This window comes from Aliiroseovarius sp. S253 (assembly GCF_049800855.1).
In the GTDB taxonomy this organism is placed as follows: Bacteria; Pseudomonadota; Alphaproteobacteria; order Rhodobacterales; family Rhodobacteraceae; genus Aliiroseovarius.
Map to the genome: position 1 here is coordinate 1,955,581 of NZ_JBNAFW010000001.1, position 24,452 is coordinate 1,980,032.

The 24,452-nt window shown below is 58.4% G+C and carries 23 protein-coding genes; 13 read left to right on the forward strand and 10 right to left on the reverse strand.

The genetic code is table 11. The annotated features are described in order from the left end of the window. The first annotated feature begins 23 nt into the window (after nt 1–23). On the forward strand, nt 24–773 hold the full coding sequence (locus tag ACP15F_RS09570) for a rhomboid family intramembrane serine protease (protein WP_424940578.1): 750 nt from the start codon (nt 24–26) through the stop codon (nt 771–773). A 30-nt stretch (nt 774–803) separates the two neighbouring features. Here ACP15F_RS09570 and ACP15F_RS09575 read toward each other — a convergent pair whose 3' ends face one another. The 3 genes from ACP15F_RS09575 to ACP15F_RS09585 form a co-directional block, all read right to left on the reverse strand. Beyond that, complete coding sequence (locus ACP15F_RS09575; protein WP_424940579.1) at nt 804–1,007, reverse strand: hypothetical protein; 204 nt, start codon at nt 1,005–1,007, stop codon at nt 804–806. A gap of 75 nt (nt 1,008–1,082) precedes the next feature. Further along, entirely contained in the window at nt 1,083–1,868 is a 786-nt protein-coding gene (locus ACP15F_RS09580; RefSeq protein WP_424940580.1) for an inositol monophosphatase family protein, read from the reverse strand. 71 nt (nt 1,869–1,939) lie between these two features. Continuing rightward, nucleotides 1,940–2,845, reverse strand: coding sequence for a LysR substrate-binding domain-containing protein (locus ACP15F_RS09585; RefSeq protein ID WP_424940581.1), 906 nt, complete (start codon nt 2,843–2,845; stop codon nt 1,940–1,942). A 98-nt stretch (nt 2,846–2,943) separates the two neighbouring features. Between ACP15F_RS09585 and metF the strand changes: the two genes are divergently transcribed. Continuing rightward, entirely contained in the window at nt 2,944–3,810 is an 867-nt protein-coding gene (metF, locus tag ACP15F_RS09590) for a methylenetetrahydrofolate reductase [NAD(P)H] (protein ID WP_424940582.1), read from the forward strand. Between the two features lie 102 nt (nt 3,811–3,912). Continuing rightward, nucleotides 3,913–4,392, forward strand: coding sequence for a PaaI family thioesterase (locus ACP15F_RS09595; protein WP_424940583.1), 480 nt, complete (start codon nt 3,913–3,915; stop codon nt 4,390–4,392). Here ACP15F_RS09595 and ACP15F_RS09600 read toward each other — a convergent pair. Then, on the reverse strand, nt 4,389–5,528 hold the full coding sequence (locus ACP15F_RS09600; RefSeq protein WP_424940584.1) for a type III PLP-dependent enzyme: 1,140 nt from the start codon (nt 5,526–5,528) through the stop codon (nt 4,389–4,391). The genes ACP15F_RS09595 and ACP15F_RS09600 overlap by 4 nt on opposite strands. Nucleotides 5,529–5,650: 122 nt before the next feature. Between ACP15F_RS09600 and ACP15F_RS09605 the strand changes: the two genes are divergently transcribed. From ACP15F_RS09605 to ACP15F_RS09615, 3 genes are all read left to right on the forward strand, one after another. Continuing rightward, nucleotides 5,651–6,082 carry an Lrp/AsnC family transcriptional regulator gene (locus tag ACP15F_RS09605; RefSeq protein ID WP_424940585.1) on the forward strand — a complete coding sequence of 144 codons (432 nt, stop codon included), beginning with the start codon at nt 5,651–5,653 and terminating at the stop codon, nt 6,080–6,082. Nucleotides 6,083–6,123: 41 nt separating this feature from the next. After that, entirely contained in the window at nt 6,124–7,770 is a 1,647-nt protein-coding gene (locus ACP15F_RS09610; protein WP_424940586.1) for an alpha-D-glucose phosphate-specific phosphoglucomutase, read from the forward strand. Nucleotides 7,771–8,004: 234 nt separating this feature from the next. Further along, on the forward strand, nt 8,005–10,107 hold the full coding sequence (locus ACP15F_RS09615; RefSeq protein WP_424940587.1) for an autotransporter domain-containing protein: 2,103 nt from the start codon (nt 8,005–8,007) through the stop codon (nt 10,105–10,107). Nucleotides 10,108–10,178: 71 nt separating this feature from the next. Here ACP15F_RS09615 and ACP15F_RS09620 read toward each other — a convergent pair whose 3' ends face one another. Next, a complete protein-coding gene (locus ACP15F_RS09620) occupies nt 10,179–10,517 on the reverse strand; it encodes a hypothetical protein (RefSeq protein ID WP_424940588.1) in 339 nt (112 codons plus the stop codon). A 261-nt stretch (nt 10,518–10,778) separates the two neighbouring features. Here ACP15F_RS09620 and ACP15F_RS09625 point away from each other — a divergent pair, with 261 nt between their 5' ends. Continuing rightward, a complete protein-coding gene (locus ACP15F_RS09625) occupies nt 10,779–13,904 on the forward strand; it encodes a valine--tRNA ligase (RefSeq protein WP_424940966.1) in 3,126 nt (1,041 codons plus the stop codon). A gap of 43 nt (nt 13,905–13,947) precedes the next feature. Here the strand turns inward: ACP15F_RS09625 and ACP15F_RS09630 are convergent, their stop codons facing one another. Next, on the reverse strand, nt 13,948–14,124 hold the full coding sequence (locus ACP15F_RS09630; protein ID WP_142854590.1) for a twin-arginine translocation signal domain-containing protein: 177 nt from the start codon (nt 14,122–14,124) through the stop codon (nt 13,948–13,950). Between the two features lie 96 nt (nt 14,125–14,220). Here ACP15F_RS09630 and ACP15F_RS09635 point away from each other — a divergent pair, with 96 nt between their 5' ends. Then, on the forward strand, nt 14,221–15,333 hold the full coding sequence (locus ACP15F_RS09635; protein ID WP_424940589.1) for a pyridoxal phosphate-dependent aminotransferase: 1,113 nt from the start codon (nt 14,221–14,223) through the stop codon (nt 15,331–15,333). Here ACP15F_RS09635 and ACP15F_RS09640 read toward each other — a convergent pair. Next, nucleotides 15,330–16,529, reverse strand: coding sequence for a pyridoxal-phosphate-dependent aminotransferase family protein (locus ACP15F_RS09640; RefSeq protein ID WP_424940590.1), 1,200 nt, complete (start codon nt 16,527–16,529; stop codon nt 15,330–15,332). The two genes, ACP15F_RS09635 and ACP15F_RS09640, sit on opposite strands and share 4 nt — an antisense overlap. A gap of 168 nt (nt 16,530–16,697) precedes the next feature. Between ACP15F_RS09640 and ACP15F_RS09645 the strand changes: the two genes are divergently transcribed. The 3 genes from ACP15F_RS09645 to ACP15F_RS09655 are packed head-to-tail and all read left to right on the forward strand — an operon-like array spanning nt 16,698 to nt 20,055. Continuing rightward, a complete protein-coding gene (locus tag ACP15F_RS09645) occupies nt 16,698–17,384 on the forward strand; it encodes a fused DSP-PTPase phosphatase/NAD kinase-like protein (RefSeq protein ID WP_424940591.1) in 687 nt (228 codons plus the stop codon). Then, nucleotides 17,381–19,264, forward strand: a complete 1,884-nt coding sequence (locus ACP15F_RS09650; RefSeq protein ID WP_424940592.1) for an ABC transporter ATP-binding protein — start codon at nt 17,381–17,383, stop codon at nt 19,262–19,264. The genes ACP15F_RS09645 and ACP15F_RS09650 overlap by 4 nt, the downstream gene beginning before the upstream one ends. Nucleotides 19,265–19,320: 56 nt before the next feature. Beyond that, nucleotides 19,321–20,055: a YgfZ/GcvT domain-containing protein gene (locus tag ACP15F_RS09655; protein WP_424940593.1), complete on the forward strand. Its 735-nt coding sequence runs from the start codon at nt 19,321–19,323 to the stop codon at nt 20,053–20,055. Between the two features lie 79 nt (nt 20,056–20,134). On the opposite strand, the gene ACP15F_RS09660 is transcribed toward ACP15F_RS09655, so the two are convergent. Together ACP15F_RS09660 and efp are read right to left on the reverse strand one after the other, a co-directional pair. Further along, entirely contained in the window at nt 20,135–20,680 is a 546-nt protein-coding gene (locus tag ACP15F_RS09660) for a pseudouridine synthase (protein ID WP_424940594.1), read from the reverse strand. 66 nt (nt 20,681–20,746) lie between these two features. After that, nucleotides 20,747–21,310, reverse strand: coding sequence for an elongation factor P (gene efp / locus ACP15F_RS09665; protein ID WP_108856959.1), 564 nt, complete (start codon nt 21,308–21,310; stop codon nt 20,747–20,749). Nucleotides 21,311–21,523: 213 nt separating this feature from the next. On the opposite strand from efp, the gene ACP15F_RS09670 reads away from it, so the two are divergent. Both ACP15F_RS09670 and ACP15F_RS09675 read left to right on the forward strand, forming a co-directional pair. Next, a complete protein-coding gene (locus ACP15F_RS09670; protein WP_108856960.1) occupies nt 21,524–21,841 on the forward strand; it encodes a DUF6280 family protein in 318 nt (105 codons plus the stop codon). 121 nt (nt 21,842–21,962) lie between these two features. Beyond that, complete coding sequence (locus ACP15F_RS09675; RefSeq protein WP_424940595.1) at nt 21,963–23,408, forward strand: cobyric acid synthase; 1,446 nt, start codon at nt 21,963–21,965, stop codon at nt 23,406–23,408. Between the two features lie 3 nt (nt 23,409–23,411). On the opposite strand, the gene ACP15F_RS09680 is transcribed toward ACP15F_RS09675, so the two are convergent. Beyond that, nucleotides 23,412–24,404, reverse strand: coding sequence for a hypothetical protein (locus tag ACP15F_RS09680; RefSeq protein WP_424940596.1), 993 nt, complete (start codon nt 24,402–24,404; stop codon nt 23,412–23,414). Between the last annotated feature and the right edge of the window lie 48 nt (nt 24,405–24,452).

Below are 24,452 nucleotides of genomic sequence, written 5' to 3' on the forward strand. Positions count from 1 at the left end.
CACACATCGGGTCAAGTCAGCCCATGTTCCCCCTTCGCGATCACAACCCGTCAGAACGCCGCCCCTTTGTCACCTATGCGCTGTTGGCAGTAAACGCGCTGGTCTTTCTCTATATGTGGCCGCTCTATGGAAGTACGGCAGCGTCGCAGGTGTTTGTGGATTACGGCATGATCCCGCAACGCTTGTCGCAAGGTGTGGATCTGGAGACGCTCGTCACCTCGATGTTCTTGCATGGCGGCTTCATGCATTTCGCTGGAAATATGCTGTTTCTTTGGATCTTCGGCGACAATCTGGAAGATATGCTAGGCCATGTCCGGTTCCTGCTGTTCTATCTGGCCACCGGAATTGCTGCAGCGCTTCTGCAGTATGCCACAGACCCCGGAAGCCCGGTTCCGATGATCGGCGCCTCGGGTGCAATCGCTGGAGTTATGGGGGGCTATCTGCTTCTGTTTCCCAAAGCAAAGGTCGATGTGCTGTTCATCATCGTGATCATTTTCAAGATCATCCCGATCCCGGCTTGGGCTGCCCTATTGGTTTGGTTCGGGCTGCAACTGTTTAATGGCGTTGCATCTTTCGGGGTAGAAGGCGGAGGCGTGGCACATTGGGCTCATGCAGGCGGCTTTATCGCAGGCTTCGCGCTGATTGCTCCCCTCTGGATGCGTCTGGGGGCGCAACGGTTCTGGGATCGTACAGATGGACACCCCGACCACCCCGAGGCGAAATACAAACTCACCCGGACCAGTGTTCCCCGGACCGGGCGACGCAAACGCTAGTTAAGTATGGTGTTCTGAGAACCGCCGCCGTTAGTTAAGGCCGATCGGCCTTTCGGAAACGACTTCACTGACTTTGTTGGCAAGGCCGGGAAGATTTGAAGTGGCTACAAACGAAGCAAACATGCCGATCATCAGGATTGCAGCGGTCAACACCACCCAATCGACGGTAACGGCGCCATCCTCATCGCGTGCAAAGCGCGATTGGCAACGGGTAATATGTGACAAAATAACCATGCAACTATCTATTGGCTACGTTTGCGGCACAAATATGTCAGGTCGCGGTCTTTTTCAGCCCGGATCCTGCCCGTATTAGCTGTTTTGCACCAAACCGTTGAATTTTTCGAAGATTGGCTCGTTTCCGGCAACAATGCTACCGCTGTCCAGAATCGACTCGCCTTCAACTGGGCCAACCAAGCCGCCAGCTTCCTTTACGATCAGAAGGCCCGCAGCAATATCCCACGCATTCAAGTTCCGCTCCCAGTAGCCATCATAGCGACCAGCGGCGACATAGGCCAAATCCAGAGCGGCCGAGCCGAACCGGCGCACGCCAGCGCAGGACGGTAGAATGCGGGCCAGATCCTGAAGCGTTTCTGGCAAATCAGAACGGCCACCGAAGGGAAGTCCGGTTGCGAAAATGCATTCGATCAAACGCGAACGTCCCGACACACGCAGACGGCTTTGGTTCAGCCATGCGCCCTCGCCTTTTTCGGCGTAGAACATTTCATCTTTGGCGGCATCATAGACCACTCCGGCGACGATCTCGCCCTTGTGCTCAAGCGCAATCGAAATCGCCCAATGGGGCAGACCGTGCAGGAAGTTCGTGGTGCCATCCAGCGGATCGACGATCCAGCGGCGGGTCGGATCTTTGCCTTCAGCGGCTCCACCCTCTTCGGCCAACCAGCCATAGTTGGGGCGCGCTTCCATCAGCTCATCGCGAATAATCTTCTCGGCAGAAATATCGGCCTTCGACACAAAGTCACCGGCACCCTTCATCGAGACCTGTAGGTTCTCGACCTCGCGAAAGTCTTTCACAAGGCTGCGACCAGCCATGCGGGCCGCTTTGATCATCACGTTCAGATTTGCACTGCCTTGCATCGAAAGGACTCCTGAGGTTTCAAACGGCGCGTATACGCCCGTAAGCCTTGTTTGCCAAGCCTGAAAGGACGTCAGTTGCGTTGAAGTTTTACCGGCTCAGACCGACACAAGCGGATCATATGCGCCATGAACGGAACCATCGTGTCTTCGTCCCGTGTTGCGGCATACATTTGCTTGCGCAGGCCGCCTTCGGTCAGAGGTCTGGTGATGAAATCCGGGTTGCGCTTCACATCCCCCAAAACCCAGTCCGGCAACACCGCAACACCGCGCCCTGCGGCGACCAACATCAGCATCACTTCGGTCATTTCGACTTGTCGGATTCCACGCGGCTCGATCCGTTCCGGTGTCAAAAGCGCTGTGAAAACATCAATTTTTGAACGTTCCACCGGATAGGTCAGCAGAAATTCCTTTTCGAAATCCTCAGCGACGACAAAGTCCTCGCTGGCCAGAGGGTGCCCCGCGGGTGCTACAAATCGCGGCTCATAGGCAAAGAGCGGCGAGAAGGTGATGCCCGGCATATCGACCGGATCTGACGAAATGACAAAGTCGACTTCTTCACGTCGCAAGGCTTCGAGTGCGTCAAATGCAAGACGTTGGCGGATGTCCAGATCCACATCCGGCCAAGCATGGCGCAGTTTATCCAGCACGGGAAACAACCAGTCAAAACAGGCATGGCATTCGATCGCAATGTGCAGCCGACCGGATCGGCCGGACTTCAATGCACGAAACTCTTCTTCCAGCCGGTCAATTTCAGGCAACACCTGTTCGGCCAGCCGAAGCAGCTTCATCCCGGCTGGGCTAAGACGCATGGGCTTGGTCCTGCGGTGAAACAGCTCCATCCCCACCTGCTCTTCCAGCCCCTTGATCTGATGGCTCAGCGCAGATTGTGTGATGTGCAGAATGTCTGCCGCCCGCGCAAGTGACCCCGCATGATGAATAGCCCGCACAGTGCGCAGATGCCGGAATTCGATATACATGCATGAACCTCATGTTCTTTTTGAGTATTATGAATTTGTCTCACAATCATTCTTGAGGCACAAGGGGACAACTTCGCCAAACTGACGCCGAGGATGCCATGATCACGCCTAATATCTCGTTCGAGTTCTTCCCCCCCCAATCGCTGGACGCGTCGTTCCGGCTGTGGGAGACCGTGCGCCAGCTGGCCCCACTGGATCCAAACTTTGTCTCGGTGACTTACGGCGCTGGTGGCACCACCCGTGAACTGACCCACGACGCCGTCGGGACGATCCACAAGCATTATGGCCTGAACGTCGCGGCCCACCTGACTTGCGTCGACGCCAGCCGTGAAGAAACTCTGGCCATTGCGAAAAGCTATGCCGAGGTCGGCGTGACAGAAATCGTCGCCCTGCGCGGCGACGCTCCGAAAGGAACTGACCGTTTCGCACCGCGCGCAGATGGGTTCGAGAACTCTGTTGAGCTGATCGAAGGTCTTGCAGACACTGGTGATTTTCACATCCGCGTGGGCGCCTATCCGGACCCGCACCCGGAAGCATCTGATCTGGATGCCGACGTCGCATGGCTGAAGCGTAAGGTTGATGCGGGCGCCAACTCGGCCATCACGCAGTTCTTTTTTGAAGCTGACACGTTCTTCCGCTTCCGCGACAAATGCGAGAAGGCCGGGATCGACGTACCGATCATTCCGGGCATCCTGCCCATCGAAAACTGGAAGGGTGTACGCAAGTTTGCCGAACGCTGCGGCGCATCCGTACCAACTTGGCTTGATGATGCCTTCCAGAAAGCCGAGCGCGACAACCGCACAGATCTTCTGGCCACGGCGATCTGCACCGAGCTGTGCACGGATCTGATTGAAGGCGGCGTTGAAGATCTGCATTTCTACACGCTGAACAAGCCCGGCCTGACCCGCGACGTTGCGCATGCCCTAGGGGTCACACCGCAGATCAACCTGGCAAACGTGGCCTGACACGGGACGCACAACGTCACGAACACTGTGACCCAGCGTAAGACTTGCGCGTATAAGATCACGATCTAGCCTTTTTGAAGACCCCTTCGGAAAGGCTTTTTCATGCTGAATGCATCCTCGTTTGACCAATTACCAACGCTCGACGACACCACATCCATGTCGGGGTTGGAGTTCATGCAGGGCATCTTGAACGGCACCATGCCAGCTCCCCCTATCGGGGCGACGCTGAACTATCATTTGCATGCGGTCGAAGATGGGAAAGTCACGTTCCACGGCACTCCGGCGTTCGAGCATTGCAACCCGATGGGCACCGTCCACGGTGGCTGGTACGGCACACTTTTGGACAGTGCTATGGCCTGCGCGGTGATGACACGCGTACCTAAAGGATCCGTTTATACCACCCTAGAATACAAGGTGAATATCCTGCGCCCCATCCCACGCGGTATGTTGATCGAAGCGACGGCACAGGTTCAACACGCGGGGCGTTCGACAGGTGTTTCGAATGGCGAAATCCGGGGCGTCGAGGATGACAAGATTTATGCCACCGGCTCGACCACCTGTATCATCATGAAGGTTGCCTAAAGCGCCAACGACTGCACCGTCACAGTTTCAATCGCACCATAGCCGTTGAACCGCGTAACGGTCGCAAGGCTATACGCCCCCATTCCAGCCAGCAGAAGATAGTCTTCCTCCTCCAGATCGTCGGGAAGCGACAATGGGTCCGGCAATTGGTCGATGGAATCGCAGGTCGGCCCGAAAACGATACGTTTTTCCAGCGCGCCTGTGTGTAGGGCTCCATCGGCACGAACAGTTTTCAACCGATCTGGCACGCCAATAGACGGCGCTTCCGACAATGCGCCATAGATCCCGTCATTCAAATATACGGCTCCGTCTTCGCGGATGGCTTTAACACAAGTGGCAAGGCTGAATGCCTCGGCCACCATGGCGCGGCCCGGCTCGCAGACCAACTCAGGAGAGTCATCGCCAAACTCGATTACGACAGCTGCGTGGATCGCGTGAAAGATCGCTTCCAGATCCGGTGCCACGCCCCGGTTGGCGGCGAACCCTCCACCCACGTTCAAGCGATGCAATCGAATGCCGGCGTGTTTCGCTACGTCAGCACATTGCGATATGTAAGCCACCCAGGCCGATGGGTCCGCGCATTGAGTGCCCGGATGAAATGTCATGGACGGGATGAACCCTGCGGACTTTGCTTTTTGCAAAAGAGCGACCGCCTGATCGGGATCAGCACCGAACTTCGCACCGAAGTTATACGCCGCCCCTTCCACCGGGAGCGCCAAACGCACCGATATTTCAACGCCTTCCGGCGGCACCTGTGCGATCAATTTGTCCAGTTCACGCGCACTGTCCACGGAATAGGATTGTACATTCAGCGCCACAGCCTGAGCGATCTCGGCGCGGGATCGCACCGGGTTGTTATAATGCATCTCGACATCGCGAGACACTGCGCGCAGCGCCAACATCTCGGCCGGACTGGCCACGTCAAAGGCCTGCAAACCAGCCGTCACAAGGTTCTCTAACACCATAGGCGTGTCATTGGCTTTGACCGCATAGGTTACCAACCCATCAAACCCCGCAATGAAGCGGCGCGCAGTTGCCTGCAACACCGCTGGGGCGAAGTACATGACCGGCTGCATAGGGCGCTCGGTCTTGAGGTGGGACAGTGGTGTCAGCCAAATCGAGGGTTGTCTGCTCATGGTCTTTTTCCGGGATCCTGTTGACGCTAACCATAGAATCACAAGCCGCGCCGTCGATTTCCAGTGGCACTCCGGACGAAATGACGCTTAAATACCGTCAAAATGAAGGAATGACCGCACAAATGGACGACACCGACCGCGAACTTTTGGCCCAGTTGGAAAGCAACGCCCGGCTGCCCGTCGCCACATTGGCACGACGCTTAGGGCTGGCGCGTTCGACCGTGCAGGCACGGATCGAACGCCTTGAAGAGAAAGGCATTATCGCTGGATATGCGCTTCGGCTGGGCGACGCAGCGCGCGGGGACCGCATCCGCGCAACAGTTTTGATTTCGATCGAGCCGCGATCAACCCCGGCGGTTCTAGCGCGCCTGAAAACCCTGACCCAAGTCGAAGCTGCCCACACGGCTTCGGGTCGTTGGGACATGGTGCTGCAACTGGCTGCACCTTCGACGGCTTCGCTGGACGAAGTGCTGGACGCCATCGGAGAAATTGACGGGGTGAACAGTTCGGAAAGTCTGATCCACCTCTCGACGCGGATCGACCGATTGGGCTAAGACTGTCACGATATAGTTAATACCTTTCAAGGACAAAGACCGTGACTTTTAAAGACTTTCAGACCTTTAAAACTGCGCCGATTGACGGGCAGAAACCGGGGACATCCGGGCTGCGCAAGAAAGTCGCGGTATTTTCGGAACCCGGATACCTGGAAACCTATACACAGGCCATTTTCAACGCGATTGAACCGGCAGGAAAGACCTTCGTCTTGGGTGGCGACGGGCGCTTCTTTAACGGCGAGGCCATCGTAACCATCCTGCGGATGGCCGCTGCCAACGGCGTGGCGAAAATCATCCTTGGACAAAACGGCATCCTGTCGACCCCGGCGGTCAGCCACCTGATCCGCAAACGCGGCGCTGATGGCGGCTTCATCCTGTCAGCCAGTCACAATCCCGGCGGACCAAACGGGGATTTCGGGCTGAAATACAACACTGCAAACGGTGGCCCGGCACCGGAAGCGATCACTGACGAGATTGTCGCCTGTGCGGAAGCGATCTCGGAATACAAAATCGGCGGTGATCTGTCCGAGGTGTTGCCCACATTGGGTGATCTGGGCAGCTATATGTTCTCAGGCATGGAAATCGAGATCATCGATCCCGTTGAAGACTATGCCGCCCTGATGGAAGAGCTGTTCGATTTCGACGCCATTCGCACAATGATCGATGGCGGTTTCACCCTGCGTTTTGACGCGATGCACGCAGTCACCGGCCCTTATGCCGTCGAGATTTTGGAACGTCGTCTGGGCGCAACCAAGGGTTCGGTCGTGAACGCGGTTCCACTGGTGGACTTCGGCGGGGGCCATCCAGATCCAAACCCTGTGTGGGCCAAAGAGCTGTTTGACCACATGCATGGTCCCGAAGCGCCGGATTTTGGCGCAGCTTCGGACGGAGATGGCGATCGGAACATGATTGTCGGAAAAGACATCTATGTGGCGCCTTCCGACAGCCTCGCCGTTCTGGCGGCAAATGCGCATCTTGCGCCCGGATATGCGCGCGGGATTGCAGGCGTTGCGCGGTCCATGCCAACCTCGACTGCGTCGGATCGCGTGGCCGAGAAGATGGGGATCGAAGCGTTTCAAACGCCGACAGGTTGGAAGTTCTTCAGCAACTTACTGGACGCGGGTCGCGCCACCTTATGTGGCGAGGAAAGCGCTGGCACCGGATCGGATCACGTACGTGAAAAAGACGGGCTGTGGGCCGTGTTGTTGTGGCTAAACATCCTTGCCGTACGCGGTGAAAGCGTGGCCGATATCCTAATGGATCACTGGCAGACCTATGGCCGTGATTATTACTCCCGGCATGATTACGAGGCGTTGGACACAGAGAGTGCCAACCACTTGATGACCGAGCTGAAATCAAAGCTTACTGCCCTGCCCGGCCTGACAGCCGCTGGGATGACCGTCAAAAACGCCGAGGACTTCGCCTATACCGATCCGATTGATGGCTCTGTCGCAACCGGGCAAGGCATCATTCTGACCTATGAAGGTGGCGCACGCGCCATGCTGCGCCTGTCTGGCACGGGCACCGAAGGCGCAACGTTGCGGGTTTATCTTGAGCAGTATGCAAATACCTCGGAGCCGCTGAGCAGAAACGTGCAAGAGGCACTGTCAGATGTCATTGCCGCCACAAGCGCGGTGGCAGGCATTCAGGGCATTCTGAAACGTACGGAACCGGATGTTATCAGTTAATATCTGACTCATAATTACGTCTTTCTGCATTCAATGCTCGTAGAACGCCCTTAATTTCTTGCTTTATCGCCCAGAAACGGGGGATAAATTAACCAATTGTTAACAATTCGCATCGTGCGGTTTTTCAGTTTTTCGGCCGCGATATTTTGATTTTACACACCGCGCGTGTGCGACCAGAAATCCCGATTGGTCTGATATTGATCAGTACAATTCCCATCGGGCGAGGAGGTGCAAATGGCACGTCGTAGATCCTTGGCCTCAACCCGCCAGCCTTTTCAGCTGTGGCGGTCCATGATTGTTGTGCTTAGCGCCTTGCCGGTCGCAAGCTCGGCCGCGGCGCAATCCACCATCGAACAGATTGACCCCTTTGCCAGTACAGTCCCATCCCCGATCGCAGAGGCGCATGGGATTTCCGGCGGTGGGACGGTCGTGGTCGGCACCGCATCGTCAGGCAGTTTGACCGAAACGGCCTTCATGTTTGTGAACGGCGGCCTGATTGCGCTTGATCCGTCAGGCACCTTGCCACGCAGCATTGCCTATGACGCCAGCGAAGATGGCGCGGTGGTCATTGGAGACATGGAGCTTTCAGGCGTCGGCACGCGGGCCTTTTACTGGACCCAAGCCACGGGAATCGTCTCGGCCCCTCCAATGCTTGGCGGCGACAGCAACGCCAACGCGATCAGCGGCGACGGACGTATCATTGTCGGTCAGATGAGCTCTGCCGCATTGCCGCAACGGGCCTTTGTTTGGGACAGGATCAACGGCAGCGTGACCGATATCGGCACCTTGCGCAGCGACCTTGCAGGTTTTGCGCGGGCAAATGGGGTGAATGGGAACGGAAACGTCGTGGTCGGTGGGGCTGCCGCAAGTTCCGCGTTTCACGCCTTCCGCTGGACTGCATCCGGCGGAATGGAGGACCTTGGAACCATCGGCGGGGCCTTGGGCTTCAGCGAGGCTTTGGCCGTCAGTAAGGATGGCGACACCGTTGTCGGCCGATCGATCACCCCACTTCCCGTCGACAATCGTGCCTTCCGCTGGACCAGAGCCACGGGAATGCAGCATCTGGTCGCGCCGGATGAAGCCGATATTCGGGAATCGCGCGCAACCGCTGTCAGCGGTGATGGCAGCTTTGTTGCCGGGTTCACGGTTGGCATTTCGCCCAAGCAATCCAAGGCGATACGCTGGGATGCGGCGGGCGACGGGCTGTATCTTGGGGATTTGACGGCAAACAACAGCGGCAATTCGCAAGCGACCGGGATCAGCGACGATGGCAGCATTGTTGTCGGCCGGTCCACCTTTGACGCCAGCGGCGACTGGCGCGGCTTTATCTGGCGCGAGAATGGCGCCTCGCCGACGGGAACGATGCTGGATCACGTAAACACACTTACGCAAGTGTCGAATGCAGCCGCGGCTCAGGCCGCAGGTGTGACGATGCTCGCCTCCCAATCGCAATTCGTTCTGGGTCAAGAGGTAGCGCCGGTCGCAGGGGGCGCATCAGGCGGGTTCTTGTCCTCAAGCGGCAAGGGGCGCTCGCCCATTGCCTTACGCGTCGCCGCAGGTGCCAGCCACGCGCCTGACGGCAAGGAGTTGGTGATCGGTGGGCTGTCGGCCTCGACCCCGGTGGGGCAAAATCTTACCTTTGGCGGCTATCTTGGCTTTGGCAGCGACCGAGATGATCTGGCCGATTTCGGGATCGACGGCAACTTCGCGGCATTTGGTCTGTATCTGCGTGGCGGACAGGTTGGGGCCGAAGGGCTTAACTGGAAAATTGCGGCCTCGCAAGTTGCGGCAGATGTGACGATCACGCGGACAACGGCCCTGGCCAACACCGAACGCGGCACGGGCGACAGCAGCATGCGGGCGCGGTCCGCCTCGATCGAGATTGGGTATGGCTTTGTTCAGGGCCAAATGTTGATCACCCCATATGCACGATTGGCGCGCACGGTGTCGACGCGGGATGGCTATTCGGAAACTACGGATGCCGCGTTCCCGGTCCGCTATGACGATTACGAGATCTCGGAAACCACAGCGACCATTGGCGCCAATATCGGCACGGCGCTTGGCGACAACGGCTTCCTAACTCTGTCAGCCGGTATGGCGTGGGATCTGTCGCGCAACGCGGGCGATGTGACCGGGACCAGCGACATTCCGGGGATGACGAATTTCGCGATCTCGGGCCCGGTTCTGGAACACGAGCAACGGCTGTTTGCCGAGGCACGCTATGTGCACCAGTTGGGCAAAGGCCGCGCATATGATGTTGGGATTGGCCTACATCAGACTCCATACGCCGAAAAGCCCAGCCTGACAGCCACTATCGGGTATTCGATGAGCTTCTAACGCCTTCAACACAAACAAAAAACGCCCGGTGTTTCTGCCAGGCGTTTCTCGTTTTAAGGTTGGGGCGTGCGTTAGCCCGTAACCTCGGTGCAGGTGCCGCGGCCCCAGCCGGATTTGGCACCTGAAGCCGAGAAGTCAAAGTGACCGTCTTTCAAGTTCACATTGTAATGCAGCGTATAGCTGTAGTCGTCGCTGAACATCAGATAGGTAACCGAGTCGAGCCCCGGATATACACTGGCCGTCTTCTTCTCTCCATCCATCATCAGATAGCCATCGTGACCATCATCAATGGCCACCAAGGTCACGGCCATTTCAGGCAGTTTTCCATTCGGAACCTCGCAGTTGAAAGTCCGTTCCTGTGCAAGAGCCATGGTGGGTGTGAAAGCCAAAAGGAGGAGTGCTTTTTTCATAAGTATTCGCCTGTTGATCCGGGTTTCCGTCAGACAGCATAGATTGATCCGTCGCGTGGGCAGAACTGCTATCGGTTGAATATGGCATCATTTTGTCGAAACCCCACCCAACCGTTACCAAAGCCCTTTTTCTGTCGCGTCAGTTTTCCGGTTCTTCCCGTCAATATTACTATTCCCTCACCCCTCAGGTGCGGGCGGGGTTTCCCTTTGCCCCCCACTTGGGTAAACGGTCTTTGATTTATGAGATTTGGGACGACCACCATGGCCATGGACAAGACCTTCGACGCGGCAGCTGCTGAAGCACGCATCTATAAAACCTGGGAAGAGGCTGGTGCCTTCAAAGCAGGTGCAAATGCGAAACCCGGTGCGGAAAGCTTCACCATCATGATCCCGCCCCCCAACGTGACGGGCGCGCTGCACCTTGGCCATGCGTTCAACAACACGCTGCAGGATATCCTGATCCGTTGGCACCGCATGCGCGGCTTCGACACGCTGTGGCAGCCCGGTCAGGACCACGCAGGTATTGCCACCCAGCTTCAGGTCGAAAAGATGCTGGCCGAAACGGGACAACCCGGTCGCCGCGAGCTGGGCCGCGAGGCGTTTCTGGATAAGGTCTGGGAATGGAAGGGCGAATACGGCTCGACCATTATCGAACAGCTGAAACGTCTGGGCTCGACCTGCGACTGGTCGCGCAACGCCTTCACTATGGCTGGCGCGCCCGGTGATCCGCGCGTGGGGCACGAGAACTCGGCCGATTTCCACGATGCCGTTCTGAAGGTCTTCGTGGACATGTACGACAAGGGCCTGATCTATCGCGGCAAGCGTCTGGTCAACTGGGACCCGCATTTCGAAACCGCGATTTCGGATCTCGAGGTCGAGAACATCGAGACCCCCGGCCACATGTGGCACTTCAAATACCCGCTGGCCGGTGGTGCGACCTACACCTACGTCGAGAAGGACGAGGACGGGAACGTCGTACTGGAAGAAGAGCGCGACTATATCTCGATCGCCACAACCCGCCCGGAAACCATGCTGGGCGACGGCGCCGTTGCTGTGCACCCCGATGACGAACGCTATGCGCCCATCGTCGGCAAGCTTTGCGAAATCCCCGTGGGTCCGAAAGAGCATCGCCGCCTGATCCCGATCATCACCGACGAATACCCGGATATGAACTTCGGTTCCGGGGCCGTGAAGATCACCGGCGCGCATGACTTCAACGACTATCAGGTCGCCAAGCGCGGCGGCATTCCGATGTATTCGCTGATGGATACCCGCGGTGCGATGCGGGCCGACGGCCTGCCCTACGCAGACGAAGCCGCGACCGCCCAGCGCATCGCCAACGGCGAAGAAGGGTTTGACGAGGCGAAGATCGCCGCGATGAACCTTGTTCCGGATGAGTTCCGCGGGCTGGATCGTTTCGAGGCCCGTAAGCTGGTGGTCGATCAGATCACTGCCGAGGGTCTGGCCGTGATGATCACCAAAACCGTCGACGTCGACGGCGAAGAGGTCACCGGCACCGTGCCTTACGTCGAAAACAAGCCGATCATGCAGCCCTTCGGCGACCGCTCGGGCGTTGTGATCGAGCCTATGCTGACCGACCAGTGGTTCGTAGATGCCGAGAAGATCGCCGGCCCCGCGCTGGACGCTGTGCGCAATGGCGACGTGAAGATCATGCCGGAAAGCGGCGAGAAGACCTTCTATCACTGGCTGGAAAACATCGAGCCGTGGTGTATCTCGCGCCAGCTGTGGTGGGGACACCAAGTGCCGGTGTGGTACGGCCTTGATCTGTCCGGCCAAGGCTTCAAGGACGACGAGAACGACGGCGCGCTGGATCTGGTCGAAATGGGCCGCCTGCTTCTGGACCAAGACCTGCTGCCGGGTCACGAGCACAGCCACTGCGCCCATGACTTCGACGCGGTTGCGCCTAAGTTTGGTGAGGTTCTGGTCACGCTGCCCGCGCCGCTCAACCACGCCCGTGTGGTCGAAGTCGCCACCCGCGCCGAAGCGATGCACATGTTGGCCGAGAGCCTTGCAACCTATGAGACCTCGCAGGATCCGACCAAGCTGGTCTACCCGGTCTGGCGCGATCCCGACGTGCTGGACACGTGGTTCTCATCAGGTCTGTGGCCCTTCGGCACACTGGGCTGGCCTCAGGACACGGATGAGCTGGAACGTTTCTTCCCCGGTGACGTACTGATCACCGGCCAGGACATCCTGTTCTTCTGGGTTGCCCGGATGATGATGATGAGCCAAGCCGTCTGCCACAAGAACCCGTTCCACACGGTCTATCTGCACGGTTTGGTCCGTGACGAGAAGGGCAAGAAAATGTCCAAGACCACGGGCAACGTGATCGACCCGCTCGAGATCATTGACGAATACGGCGCGGACGCTCTGCGATTCACCAACACCGCCATGGCCTCGATCGGGGGCGTGTTGAAAATGTCCAAGGATCGCGTGGCTGGATACCGGAATTTCGGCACCAAACTTTGGAATGCTGCAAGATTTGCGGAAATGAACGACTGTAAACCAGTCGCGGATTTCGACCCGAAAAGCCCGACGCAAACGGTGAACCGCTGGATCATCTCGGAAACCGCGAAAATCCGCGAGGATGTGGATGCCGCGCTGAACGCCTATCGTTTCAACGACGCAGCACATGGGCTGTATGCCTATGTCTGGGGCAAGGTTTGCGACTGGTATGTTGAGTTCTCGAAGCCCCTTCTGAACTCGGAAGACGAGGCCGTTCTGGCCGAAACCCGCGCGACCATGGCGTGGGTCATCGACCAATGTCTGATCATGCTGCACCCGATCATGCCTTTCGTGACCGAAGAGCTGTGGGGCCAGATTGCCGAGCGTCCGAAGATGCTGATCCACGCGGATTGGCCGGAATATGGCGACGAGCTGTTGGACGAAGACGCCGCGCGCGAGATGAACTGGGTGATTTCGTTGATCGAAAACATCCGCTCGGCGCGTTCGCAGATGCACGTCCCCGCCGGTCTGAAAATCCCAGTGATTCAGCAGGAACTCGACGCAGCTGGTCGCACCGCCTTGGAAAACAACCAAGCGCTGGTGATGCGCATGGCGCGTGTCGACTCGATCACGGAAATGGCCGAGCTGCCGAAAGGCTGCATCACGGTCGCTGTTGCGGGGGGTATCTTCGCGCTGCCACTGGCCGAGATCATCGACGTAGACGAGGAAATCGCGCGGCTTGAGAAGTCTCTGGGTAAGCTGGCCAAGGAATTGGGCGGGCTGCGCGGGCGTCTGAAGAACCCGAAATTCGCGGAAAACGCGCCACCCGAGGTTTTGGCCGAGACGAAGGCGAACCTTGCTGCCCGCGAAGAGGAAGAGGCGACGCTGAACGCCGCACTCGATCGGTTGAAAGAAATCTAAGGGACAGGCCGGGGCGACCCGGCCTTTTCTTTTGCGTGGACTGTTACGGCACCAACCGTTCAACGGCGCGCATCATGCCCATGGATTTGTCATAGACCAGCGTCAGAACCCGGCGCATTGGCGGGGTTTTGGCGGCTTGCACGGCCACCTGAGGCATCCGCGTCGCGGCCCCGGCAGCGGCGGCGGAGGCAAGGAATGTGCGTCGGTTCATTTGGGGCATACTCGGCCCTCCACTTATTAAGAACCATTCTTAACTAAGCATGATCCGCGCGATTTCAACCTTGCCCGCCCGCGCCTGCCCTGCTCTAACGCGCATATGACCAAGACCTATGCCCGCCTGACCCCGCTTGCCGATAGCCTGCCCTCAACAGTGCCTTTTGTCGGCCCTGAAACACAGGAACGCGCCCGCGGCCGAAGCTTTGCTGCGCGATTGGGGGCGAATGAGAACACCTTTGGCCCCTCGCCCAAGGCGATTTCGGCGATGTCTAAGGCCGCAGGTGACGTCTGGATGTATGGCGACCCCGAGAACTTCGATCTGCGTAACGCGTTGGCGGATCACCACGGCATTGCGCCCGAGAACATTTTGGTAGGCGAAGGGATCGATGGGATCCTTGGGTATCTGGTGCGGCTGATTATTGGACCGGGCGACAAGGTAGTGACATCGCAAGGCGCGTATCCGACCTTCAACTACCATGTCGCTGGGTTTGGCGGCGAGTTAGAGACGGTGCCCTATAAGGACGATCACGAAGACCCAGTGGCTCTGATCGCCAAGGCGGCCGAGGTCGGGGCCAAACTGGTCTATATCGCCAATCCGGACAACCCGATGGGGACTTGGCATGATGTCGAAACGATCCAGCGCATGATTAATGCGGTGCCCGAGGGCTGCCTGTTGGTGCTGGACGAAGCCTATATTGAATTTGCACCGGAAGGCACCGCGCCCCCGCTTAACACGGATGATCCGCGCGTGATCCGAATGCGCACGTTCTCAAAAGCTTACGGGATGGCGGGCGCACGGGTCGGCTATGCGATTGGGCATGCCAATCTGATCACCGCCTTCAACAAGATCCGCAACCATTTCGGCATGTGCCGGATCAGTCAGGCGGGCGCTTTGGCGGCGCTGAAGGATCAGCAATACCTCGAGCAAGTGGTGCAAAGCGTGGTCGACGCTCGGTCCCGCATTGACCAGATCGCGGCAGAGAACGGGTTGAGCACCCTGCCCTCGGCGACCAATTTCGTGGCTGTGGATTGCGGAGAGGATGCCGCCTTCGCCAAGGCGGTGTTGGATCAGTTGATCGCGTTGGACGTGTTCGTGCGTATGCCCTTTGCGACCCCGCAAAACCGCTGCATTCGTATTTCAGCGGGACGCTCGGACGAACTGGATGCCTTCGCAGCCGCCCTACCCAAGGCGTTGGCCGCCGCTCGCGCCTAAGCTTCCGCCACCACCTTGGCAGCTGCGGGCAATGCGCCCTCTCCGTGCGGGATGCCCAGCGCGGTCAGGCCCGATTGAATGGCAGACAGAGCGCCCATCACCATTGGAGCGTTCACATGCCCCATATGACCCAGACGGAAGAATCCATCGCCTTTCGGATCGTCAGGGGTAGACATGCCAAGGCCAATGCCAAGGGTGATGCCAGTGTTCTGCTCGGTCCAGTTGCGCAGGGCCGTGCCATGCGGCGCGCCGATGCGAAGAGAGGTCACAGCGGTCGAGCGATGCGCAGGGTTGGCGACATTCATCTGAAGCGGACCGTCAGCACCCCAAACCTCAAACGCCGCCCATATAGCGCGGGCCAGATGGGTGTGACGTGCCCAAACCGCCTCGACACCGCCTTCTTCGGCGATCATCGCCAGCGCTTCGCGCAGTCCAAACAGGTGATGGGTTGGAGCGGTGCCTCCGAAATACTGATAGAAGAGGTCCGGATTGGCGCGCGGCTGCCAGTCCCAGTAACGCGACACGCGGGGCTGTGCGGCGCGAACGGCGGTGGCCTTATCGTTGAAGAACACAAACCCCATACCCGGCGGCACCATCAACCCCTTTTGCGAGGCCGCGACGGCGACATCCACACCCCAGGCGTCCATTTCGAACCGATCACACCCCATCGACGCGATGCAATCGACCATCAAGAGCGCGGGATGTCCGGCGGCATCCATCGCTGCGCGCACGGCCTTAACGTCATTCAGGATCGAGGTCGACGTATCCACATGTGTCAGCAATACCGCTTTCAGTTCGTGATGTTGGTCGGCCCGCAACAGATCTTCAACACGCCCAGGATCGACGGGCGTTTGCAGCCCGAATTCTTCGACAACGGGTGTGATGCCCAACCCGCTCGCCATCTCGCGCCAGCCATGGCCAAATCGCCCAGTGCAGAGCGACAAAACTTTGTCGCCGGGGGATAGCGTGTTGGACAGAGCGGCCTCCCACGCGCCGTGGCCGTTGGCGATGTAAATCACCGCGTTGTGCCGAGTGCGCGCCACGGATTTCAATCCGTCGATCAGGCCGGGCATCATATCCACTACCTCGCCGGCGTAAATATTGGGCGCGGCGCGATGCATGGCCTGCAGCACACGATCAGGCATGACTGACGGACCGGGAATGGCTAAATAGGAACGACCAAAAGATAGGGACATGGGCTGCTCTTTCACTTCTCAGACCTCAAGCGGTAATGCGCCACCCTGATGGCGTCAACGCCGTTGTCAGAGTCGTTGACAGGGCCGCCCGCTTGTTTGTGGCGCGCGGACAAGCTACATCCCGTAGGTACCCTTTTGGGCGGAATGTCAGAACTGGACCGGAACCGCATGTTCAAGAGCTTGTATGCCAAGATCAAACAACGCGAACGTGCGTGGAAACACGGGTTCGGGATGGACATTTCGACACCTGAAGGGCGGCGCGCGGCGCGGCGGCACAACAACCTTGTCGACCACGCTTTTGTCCGCCGGATCCTGCCCAACCGGTATCAATTGTCGCCCGACGCATGGCGGTCAAACCAGCCCGACCCGGTGCATTTCCCTGCGCTTGAACAGGCCGGGATCAAGACTGTGATCAACCTGCGGGGCGAAGACAAGTATTCCTATTACCTGTTCGAGGTCGAAGCCTGCCGTGACTATGGTATGACGTTGATTAACCACCCGTTATTTGCACGGGTACTGGGAACGTCTGAAGAGTATCTTGAACTGCTCGACATTATGGAACGTGCCGAGAAGCCCTTTCTGATCCATTGCAAATCCGGCGCTGATCGGACTGGCATTGCGGCAGCGCTGTACCAGCTGGACCAGTGTGGCGCGACACCGGATGAGGCACGCGCGCAACTGTCTTTGAAATACGCCCATCAACGCTGGTCGAAAGCGGGCATTCTGGATGCGATGATTGACACCTATGCGGATCATTACAAGGATGACCCGATCTCGATCCGCGACTGGTTGACCCACCACTATGACGCCGACGCGATTACCCAAGCTTTTCAGGCCAAACGGAAAAAGTCATGAGCGCTGACACTCCCCGCACCGACCAAAAAGAGATGATCCGCTGGCTGTGGAAAGGCTATATGCGGGCCTATCGGCTGCCCTTGGCCTTGGCGATGCTTCTGATGCTGGCCGAAGGTCTGGCGCTGGGGGGGCTTAGCTACATGATCCGGCCGATGTTCGACGTAGCGTTCTCGTCCGGGAATACCAGTTCGATCATTTGGGTTGCAGTGATTGTTGCAGGCATTTTCATTGTCCGTGCCTTTGCAGCCTTTGGCCATCGTGTGCTGATGGTCCATGTGGGGCAGCGCGTGGCCGCAAAGCTGCAAACCGATATGGTGGCGCATATGCTGACGCTGGACAGCAGCTATTTCCGCGACAACTCGCCCGGGACGTTGATGGAGCGGGTGCGCGGGGATGCCCAAGCCATCGCTACGATCTGGGAGGTCGTGCTGGCCGCAGTGGCCCGCGATGTAGTGTCCCTGCTTGCGCTTTTGGGCGTGGCCTTGTCGATCGACTGGCTGTGGGTCGTGGTCGCCGTCGCGGCGGCTCCGGTCCTGACCTATCCGATGGGAATCTTGCAAAAGCGCGTACGTCGGACCACCACCGACAGCCGAGGTGCGGCAGCACAGATCTCGACCCGATTGGACGAGATCTTCCACGGCATCAACTCGATCAAACTGTCAGGCACAGAACGCCACGAACAATCCCGCGTGGATCGCGAGATCAGCGCCTTTGCCAAAACCCATCTGCAAAGCCAAGCCAACCAAGGGGCCATTGTTGCAATGGTCGATATCATCGCGGCGGTCGGCTTCTTCGGCGTGCTGGTTTATGGCGGGTTGCAGATCAACGCGGGCACCAAGACCGTGGGCGAGTTCATGAGCTTTTTTACGGCCATGGCGCTGGTCTTTGACCCGCTGCGCAATCTGGGCAAAGTGTCTGGTGGTTGGCAGGCGGCGATTGCCAGCCTGACGCGCATTCGCGATGTGTTTGCACAGAGCCCAACCATCCTGTCACCTGCCAAACCTGCCGCTTTGCCGGGCAAAGCAGCACAAGCCGATATCGTGTTGAAGGACGTGAATTTCGCCTATGGCGACACGCCTATCCTGCGCGACGCAAGCTTCACTGCCGAAGCCGGGAAAACCACTGCATTGGTTGGCGCATCCGGTGCGGGCAAAAGTACCGTATTCAATTTGCTGACGCGCTTGGCGGATGCCAAATCAGGCGAAGTATCTATTGGCGGGGCCGAGGTCACGTCGCTGCCACTGGATCAACTGCGCGGGCTGTTCTCGGTCGTCAGCCAAGAGGCACTACTGTTCGACGAAAGCCTGCGCGACAACATCCTGATGGGACGCGATGGCGTGGATGAGGCGACGATGAAACACGCGCTGGATACAGCGCATGTGGCCGACTTCATTCCCCGGCTTGAAAGCGGCCTAGATAGCCCTGCAGGCCCGCGCGGATCGAACCTGTCCGGCGGACAGCGCCAGCGAGTTGCCATTGCGCGTGCCGTTCTGCGCGATGCCCCGGTTTTGTTGTTGGACGAGGCAACCTCGGCACTCGACACCAAGTCCGAGAAACTGGTGCAAGAGGCGCTGGACACACTGGCCAAAGGCCGTACCACGCTGGTGATTGCCCACCGCCTGTCGACGGTCCGGGATGCCGACAAGATCGTGGTGATGGATCAGGGCCGCGTTGTAGATCAGGGCACCCATGACGAACTGTTGGAGCGTGGCGGTCTGTATGCACAGCTTTATAATCTGCAGTTTCAAGACGGCGGAGACGCATCCGACAAAACGTCTATGCGCAAAGGCAAGACCTACCTGCCCACCGAAACCAAGGAACCGCCCCGCTGGTCGTTTCGCGGCATTCTTTCGGGCGGGTTGTGGCGCAAGCGCGGCTGACCCCTTTTCGCATCGCTCGGCGGACCTATATTGGTCTGGCATGACAGGAGACTCCGATGACTGACCGCACTGTTCTGAAAATCACCGGCGATGACCGCGAGAGTTTTCTTCAGGGATTGGTTTCCAATGATCTGAAAGGGTTGAAGGACGGGTTGGTCTATGCGGCCCTTTTGACCCCACAGGGCAAATATCTGGCGGACTTTATTCTGGCACCAGCAGAGGAAGCTATCTTGGTCGACGTCTCTAGCACGATTGCCAAGCCATTGGCGCAGCGCCTGTCCATGTACAAGCTGCGTGCCAATGTGGGGATCGAAGTCACCGACATCGTCCCGGCACGCGGGTTGGGCGACGCCCCAAACGGAGCCTTTGCCGATCCGCGGCACGCGGCACTGGGATGGCGCGCCTATGACGGACGCCCCAGCGACGAGGGTGCCGATTGGGACGCAATCCGCGTTGAGCATTGTATCCCGGAAACCGGGGCCGAGCTGACTGGCGATAGCTATCTATTGGAGGCAGGTTTCGAGCGTCTGAACGGCGTGGACTTCCGTAAGGGCTGTTATGTCGGGCAGGAAGTAACTGCCCGGATGAAGCACAAGACGGAGCTGAAGAAGGGCTTGGCAACGGTGTCGATCGAAGGGGAGGCCCCGGTGGGCACAGCGATCACGCGAGATGGAAAGCCAGTCGGGACTTTGTTTACGCAGTCGGGCGGTCAGGCAATTGCGTATCTACGCTTTGATCGGGCTGGATCCGGCATGCTGGCCGGGGACGCTGTGGTCAGTTGGGACGGTTAAGGGGCGCTGCCCCGCATGAGTTTCCTGCGGAAACGCATGCTCCCCCGGGATACTTCCAGTAAGAAAATGAGTTCTGGGTTCAGGCGCGGCGCCATTTTCCCTGACCTATGCCATCCAGCGTATAGGCCCCCACACCATAGCGGATCAGCCGCAGGGTTGGGTGGCCAACGGCGGCGGTCATACGACGGACCTGACGGTTCTTGCCTTCGGTGATCTTAAGCTCGATCCAGCAATCGGGAACGGAATTGCGCACCCGGATCGGAGGATTGCGCAGCCAGAGACCGGCCGGTTCTTCAATCCGACGCGCAATGGCAGGGCGGGTCCGACCATCTTTCAGATCGACACCATCGCGCAGTGCTTGAAGGGCGGCCTCATCCGGGACGCCTTCCACTTGCACCCAGTATGTTTTCGCAAGCTTATGCTTCGGGTTTGCAAGTTTCGCCTGAAGCTTGCCGTCATCCGTCAGCACCAAAAGCCCTTCACTGTCGCGATCCAGACGCCCTGCGGCGTAGACGCCGGGCAGGTCGATATAGTCAGAGAGAGTTTGCCGATCGCTGTCTGCACTTCCTTTGTCAGTGAATTGTGACAACACGTTGAACGGCTTGTTGAAGAGGATCGTGGTCATGCCAATGGCCTTATAGAAAAAGGGCAGAGCGCGTGCCCTGCCCTTCTGGGGTTCTCACCGAAGCGCTTAGGCGCGCTCGGAGTATTCCATGGTTTCGGTGTTCACCACGATGGCCTCACCCTGACCAACGAAAGGCGGCACCGAGATACGTACGCCATTGTCCAATACCGCTGGTTTGAAGCTGTTGGCCGCTGTTTGGCCTTTTACCACCGGTTCTGTTTCCTCGATGACACAGGTCACCTTTTGCGGCAGCTTGGCGTTCAGGGCTTCGGTGTCGTAGAACTCGACCACGATGGTCATGCCGTCCTGCAAGAAGGGGCGGCGTTCGCCCAGCAGGTCCGCAGGGATCTGGTTCTGCTCATAGGTTTCGGTGTCCATGAAAATCAGCATTCCGTCATCTTCATACAGGAACTGCTGGTCCTTCTGTTCAAGGCGCACACGTTCGACCTTGTCCGCAGAACGGAAGCGTTCGTTCAGCTTGGAGCCGTTGCGCAGGTTCTTCATTTCAACCTGCGCAAAGGCACCGCCTTTGCCGGGTTTTACGTGGTCGACCTTCACCGCAGCCCACAGGCCGTCATTGTGTTCGAGCACGTTTCCGGGACGAATTTCGTTTCCGTTGATCTTGGGCATATCCTGAAACCTTCACAAAAGGTTGAAATTTCTTGGTCCGACCCTATATCTTGCGGGCTTGACTGTGGCAAGCGCGAGCGAGACGGCCAAATGCAACAGCTATGCGACAGACGCATGGCTGCCATGTGATCCGAGGGATACCGAATCACGCAGAAAACGCCATATTGGCCGCTACGCCAGAAACCGCAAGACCAAGAATAACAAAGGACGACCATGCTGGACTCCGTAGACGGTACCGCTTTCAATAACGAACAAGGCAACCGCGCGCGCAAACTGTTTGCTGCTGTCGTGCTGGCTGCTTTGGACGACGCCATTGCTGATGACAAAAAATACGGCAACGGCCCCGATCAGATTGCCCGCTGGGCCCGTTCGCGCGACGGGCGCGAAGTGCTGAGCTGTGCTGGCATCGACCCGAACGAGCGTGTCGTCAGTGGCCTGATGGATTTTGTGTCCAAAGGCATCCGTACGTCGGTTGCGCTGAGCCGCGAGGAAAGCGAGCGTCGCAACGCCGCCACCGCGGAAGCCGCATAAGGCACGATTACAGAATACTCCATGAAATGCGCGTCCCAATCGGGGCGCGTTTTTCGTTTCAGCCCTTCCCGATGTCGGAACAGGGCTGGAGCGCGCTTAGAAAAGCGCCTAAGTCTTGGCCATGACTAAGGCGATTATGATCCAGGGCGCAGGCTCGAATGTTGGGAAGTCTCTGCTGGTGGCAGGGATTGCACGGGCAGCGGTGAAGCGCGGGCTGAATGTGGCCCCGTTCAAGCCGCAGAACATGTCGAACAACGCGGCCGTCACCGTAGACGGGGGCGAGATAGGACGTGCACAGGCGCTGCAAGCACGCGCCTGTGGGCTTGATCCGATCGTGGATATGAACCCGGTTTTGCTGAAACCTGAAACGGACACCGGGGCGCAATTGATCGTGCAGGGCAAACGTTTTGCCACCATGAAGGCGCGCGACTATGGCAAGGCCAAGGCCGAACTGTTGCCGCGCGTTTTGGAAAGCTTTCACAGATTGGGCGAAGGCCGCGATCTGGTGCTGGTCGAGGGTGCTGGCAGCCCCGCCGAGGTAAATCTGCGCAAGGGTGATATCGCCAATATGGGTTTTGCCGAGGCCGCTGACCTTCCGGTCGTGCTGGCAGGTGACATTGACCGGGGCGGCGTGATTGCCCAACTAGTAGGCACGCATGCCGTACTGCCCGACGGCGATCGGGCGCGGATCAAAGCCTTTCTGGTCAACAAATTCCGAGGCGACCCAACGCTGTTCGCCGATGGTGCGGCCGAAATCGCCCGCCTGACCGGCTGGCGCGATCTTGGCACGCTGCCCTGGTTTGCGGATGCGTGGCGTCTGCCGGCCGAGGATGTGATGGACATCACCACCCGCAAAGGCGGCGCGTTCAAAATCGCGGTGCCCCGTTTGAACCGGATTGCCAATTTCGACGATCTGGACCCGTTGGTGAACGAACCGGACATCACGGTCGAGATCATCGAGCCCGGTCGCCCCCTACCCGGTGATGCCGATCTTGTTCTGATCCCCGGGTCGAAATCCACCATCGCCGATCTGGCCGACTTCCGGACGCAGGGCTGGGACATCGACCTGACCGCTCATATCCGGCGCGGAGGGCACGTTCTGGGCATCTGTGGTGGCTATCAGATGCTGGGGGCCGAGATCATCGACGCCGACGGCATTGAAGGTCCAGCTGGCCGCGTAGCAGGGCTTGGACATCTGGATGTGGTCACGCATCTGGAGCCGCTCAAGACACTGGCCCTAACGCAAGCCACACATCTTCCATCGGGCCAGTCTGTCGAGGGGTACGAGATCCACCTAGGACGCACCGAAGGCCCAGATTGCGCTACGCCGTGGTTGTCGGTGCAGGGCCGCCCTGAGGGGGCCAGCAGCACGGATGGGCGCATTCAGGGGTGTTATCTGCACGGGCTATTTGCCGCTGATGGATTCCGGCGGAACTTCCTGAACGGATTGGGTGCGACGACATCAGGGGTCAGCTTTGACGCACAGATCGAAAGCAGCCTAGATGCGCTGGCCGATCATCTGGAATCTCATCTGGATATTGATGCCCTGTTGGAATTGGCGCGCTAAGCGTCAGTCAAACTTTTCCAAAGACAGGGCGCGCGTCACCTCGCGGCGCACCATACGGCGTACGGCTTGAGTGATCTTTACACCGATCTCGCCTTTCAGCTCTTCTCGGACAATCCGCGAGACGATTTCTTGCAGATAGGCTTCGTCGATGAAATCGGTGTCGTCTTCAACAATCTCGGCTACCGGCGCTTCCTCAACCTCGACACTGCCGACAAAACTTTCGGCGTCGGTGTTTTCTTCGGCCAGCTCACGCGTCGGATCATCCGCATCAATACTGTCCACGTCCGAAGCAGCTTCGGCATCATCTATCAGAGCTTCCCCAACAGTATTCAAAACAGACTCGTCGTCCGAGATGTCTTCGTCTTCAACACCATCTTGATCAATGATCAGCTCAAGTGCGTCATCCGTGTCGTCGTGCGCAAGTTCCTCAACATCAGGAGCAACCACCGGATCACTTGCCTCGGCTGCGGTTGTTTCCTCTTCAGCATCTTTGGGAGACGCATCTGCCGCTGAACGGCTTAGACGTTCGTGAAGGAAGGCCACCTGAGCGGTTTCGCCCAAAGCGTCGCTATCCCAATTGTCTTCGAAATCGACCTGTGAATCGGCCGGAGGCATCGGCATGTCTGTCGAGCTTTGCAACCCGGGCTCAACCGCATCTGGGGCAATAGTCAGATCAAAAGGCGCGTGGTCTTGGTCTTCACCAGCATCAACAGATTTTCCATCAGTATCCGCAGCGGCCAGATCACCCTGCCCTAGCTTTTCAACCGGAATGTCGCGCACAGAGCCGTTCTGCGTCGCCGCCTCATTCCGATCTACCTCTGAGGCGTCGACTAGAACGCCGTCAAAGACACGGAAAGCAGGTGTCAGAATTAGTTTATTGTCCGTCGGGGACGCGGGCTCGCCACTGTCTGGCTTATCAGCCTGATCGGCTGAAATAAGACGGCGGATCGAGGACAGAACATCTTCAATTTCTGCGTTCGAGACCGGATCCGACATAAGGCACTTCCTGTTTAAACTACAACACATGACCGGATTCCCGGTGCG

Excerpts from the sequence above, each read along its gene's own strand:
- ACP15F_RS09570 (WP_424940578.1), top strand. The coding sequence starts at position 24 with ATGTTCCCCCTTCGCGATCACAACCCGTCAGAACGCCGCCCCTTTGTC.
- ACP15F_RS09575 (WP_424940579.1), bottom strand. The coding sequence starts at position 1,007 with ATGGTTATTTTGTCACATATTACCCGTTGCCAATCGCGCTTTGCACGC.
- ACP15F_RS09580 (WP_424940580.1), bottom strand. The coding sequence starts at position 1,868 with ATGCAAGGCAGTGCAAATCTGAACGTGATGATCAAAGCGGCCCGCATG.
- ACP15F_RS09585 (WP_424940581.1), bottom strand. The coding sequence starts at position 2,845 with ATGTATATCGAATTCCGGCATCTGCGCACTGTGCGGGCTATTCATCAT.
- metF (WP_424940582.1), top strand. The coding sequence starts at position 2,944 with ATGATCACGCCTAATATCTCGTTCGAGTTCTTCCCCCCCCAATCGCTG.
- ACP15F_RS09595 (WP_424940583.1), top strand. The coding sequence starts at position 3,913 with ATGCTGAATGCATCCTCGTTTGACCAATTACCAACGCTCGACGACACC.
- ACP15F_RS09600 (WP_424940584.1), bottom strand. The coding sequence starts at position 5,528 with ATGAGCAGACAACCCTCGATTTGGCTGACACCACTGTCCCACCTCAAG.
- ACP15F_RS09605 (WP_424940585.1), top strand. The coding sequence starts at position 5,651 with ATGGACGACACCGACCGCGAACTTTTGGCCCAGTTGGAAAGCAACGCC.
- ACP15F_RS09615 (WP_424940587.1), top strand. The coding sequence starts at position 8,005 with ATGGCACGTCGTAGATCCTTGGCCTCAACCCGCCAGCCTTTTCAGCTG.
- ACP15F_RS09620 (WP_424940588.1), bottom strand. The coding sequence starts at position 10,517 with ATGAAAAAAGCACTCCTCCTTTTGGCTTTCACACCCACCATGGCTCTT.
- ACP15F_RS09625 (WP_424940966.1), top strand. The coding sequence starts at position 10,779 with ATGGCCATGGACAAGACCTTCGACGCGGCAGCTGCTGAAGCACGCATC.
- ACP15F_RS09630 (WP_142854590.1), bottom strand. The coding sequence starts at position 14,124 with ATGCCCCAAATGAACCGACGCACATTCCTTGCCTCCGCCGCCGCTGCC.
- ACP15F_RS09635 (WP_424940589.1), top strand. The coding sequence starts at position 14,221 with ATGACCAAGACCTATGCCCGCCTGACCCCGCTTGCCGATAGCCTGCCC.
- ACP15F_RS09640 (WP_424940590.1), bottom strand. The coding sequence starts at position 16,529 with ATGTCCCTATCTTTTGGTCGTTCCTATTTAGCCATTCCCGGTCCGTCA.
- ACP15F_RS09645 (WP_424940591.1), top strand. The coding sequence starts at position 16,698 with ATGTTCAAGAGCTTGTATGCCAAGATCAAACAACGCGAACGTGCGTGG.
- ACP15F_RS09650 (WP_424940592.1), top strand. The coding sequence starts at position 17,381 with ATGAGCGCTGACACTCCCCGCACCGACCAAAAAGAGATGATCCGCTGG.
- ACP15F_RS09655 (WP_424940593.1), top strand. The coding sequence starts at position 19,321 with ATGACTGACCGCACTGTTCTGAAAATCACCGGCGATGACCGCGAGAGT.
- ACP15F_RS09660 (WP_424940594.1), bottom strand. The coding sequence starts at position 20,680 with ATGACCACGATCCTCTTCAACAAGCCGTTCAACGTGTTGTCACAATTC.
- efp (WP_108856959.1), bottom strand. The coding sequence starts at position 21,310 with ATGCCCAAGATCAACGGAAACGAAATTCGTCCCGGAAACGTGCTCGAA.
- ACP15F_RS09670 (WP_108856960.1), top strand. The coding sequence starts at position 21,524 with ATGCTGGACTCCGTAGACGGTACCGCTTTCAATAACGAACAAGGCAAC.
- ACP15F_RS09675 (WP_424940595.1), top strand. The coding sequence starts at position 21,963 with ATGACTAAGGCGATTATGATCCAGGGCGCAGGCTCGAATGTTGGGAAG.
- ACP15F_RS09680 (WP_424940596.1), bottom strand. The coding sequence starts at position 24,404 with ATGTCGGATCCGGTCTCGAACGCAGAAATTGAAGATGTTCTGTCCTCG.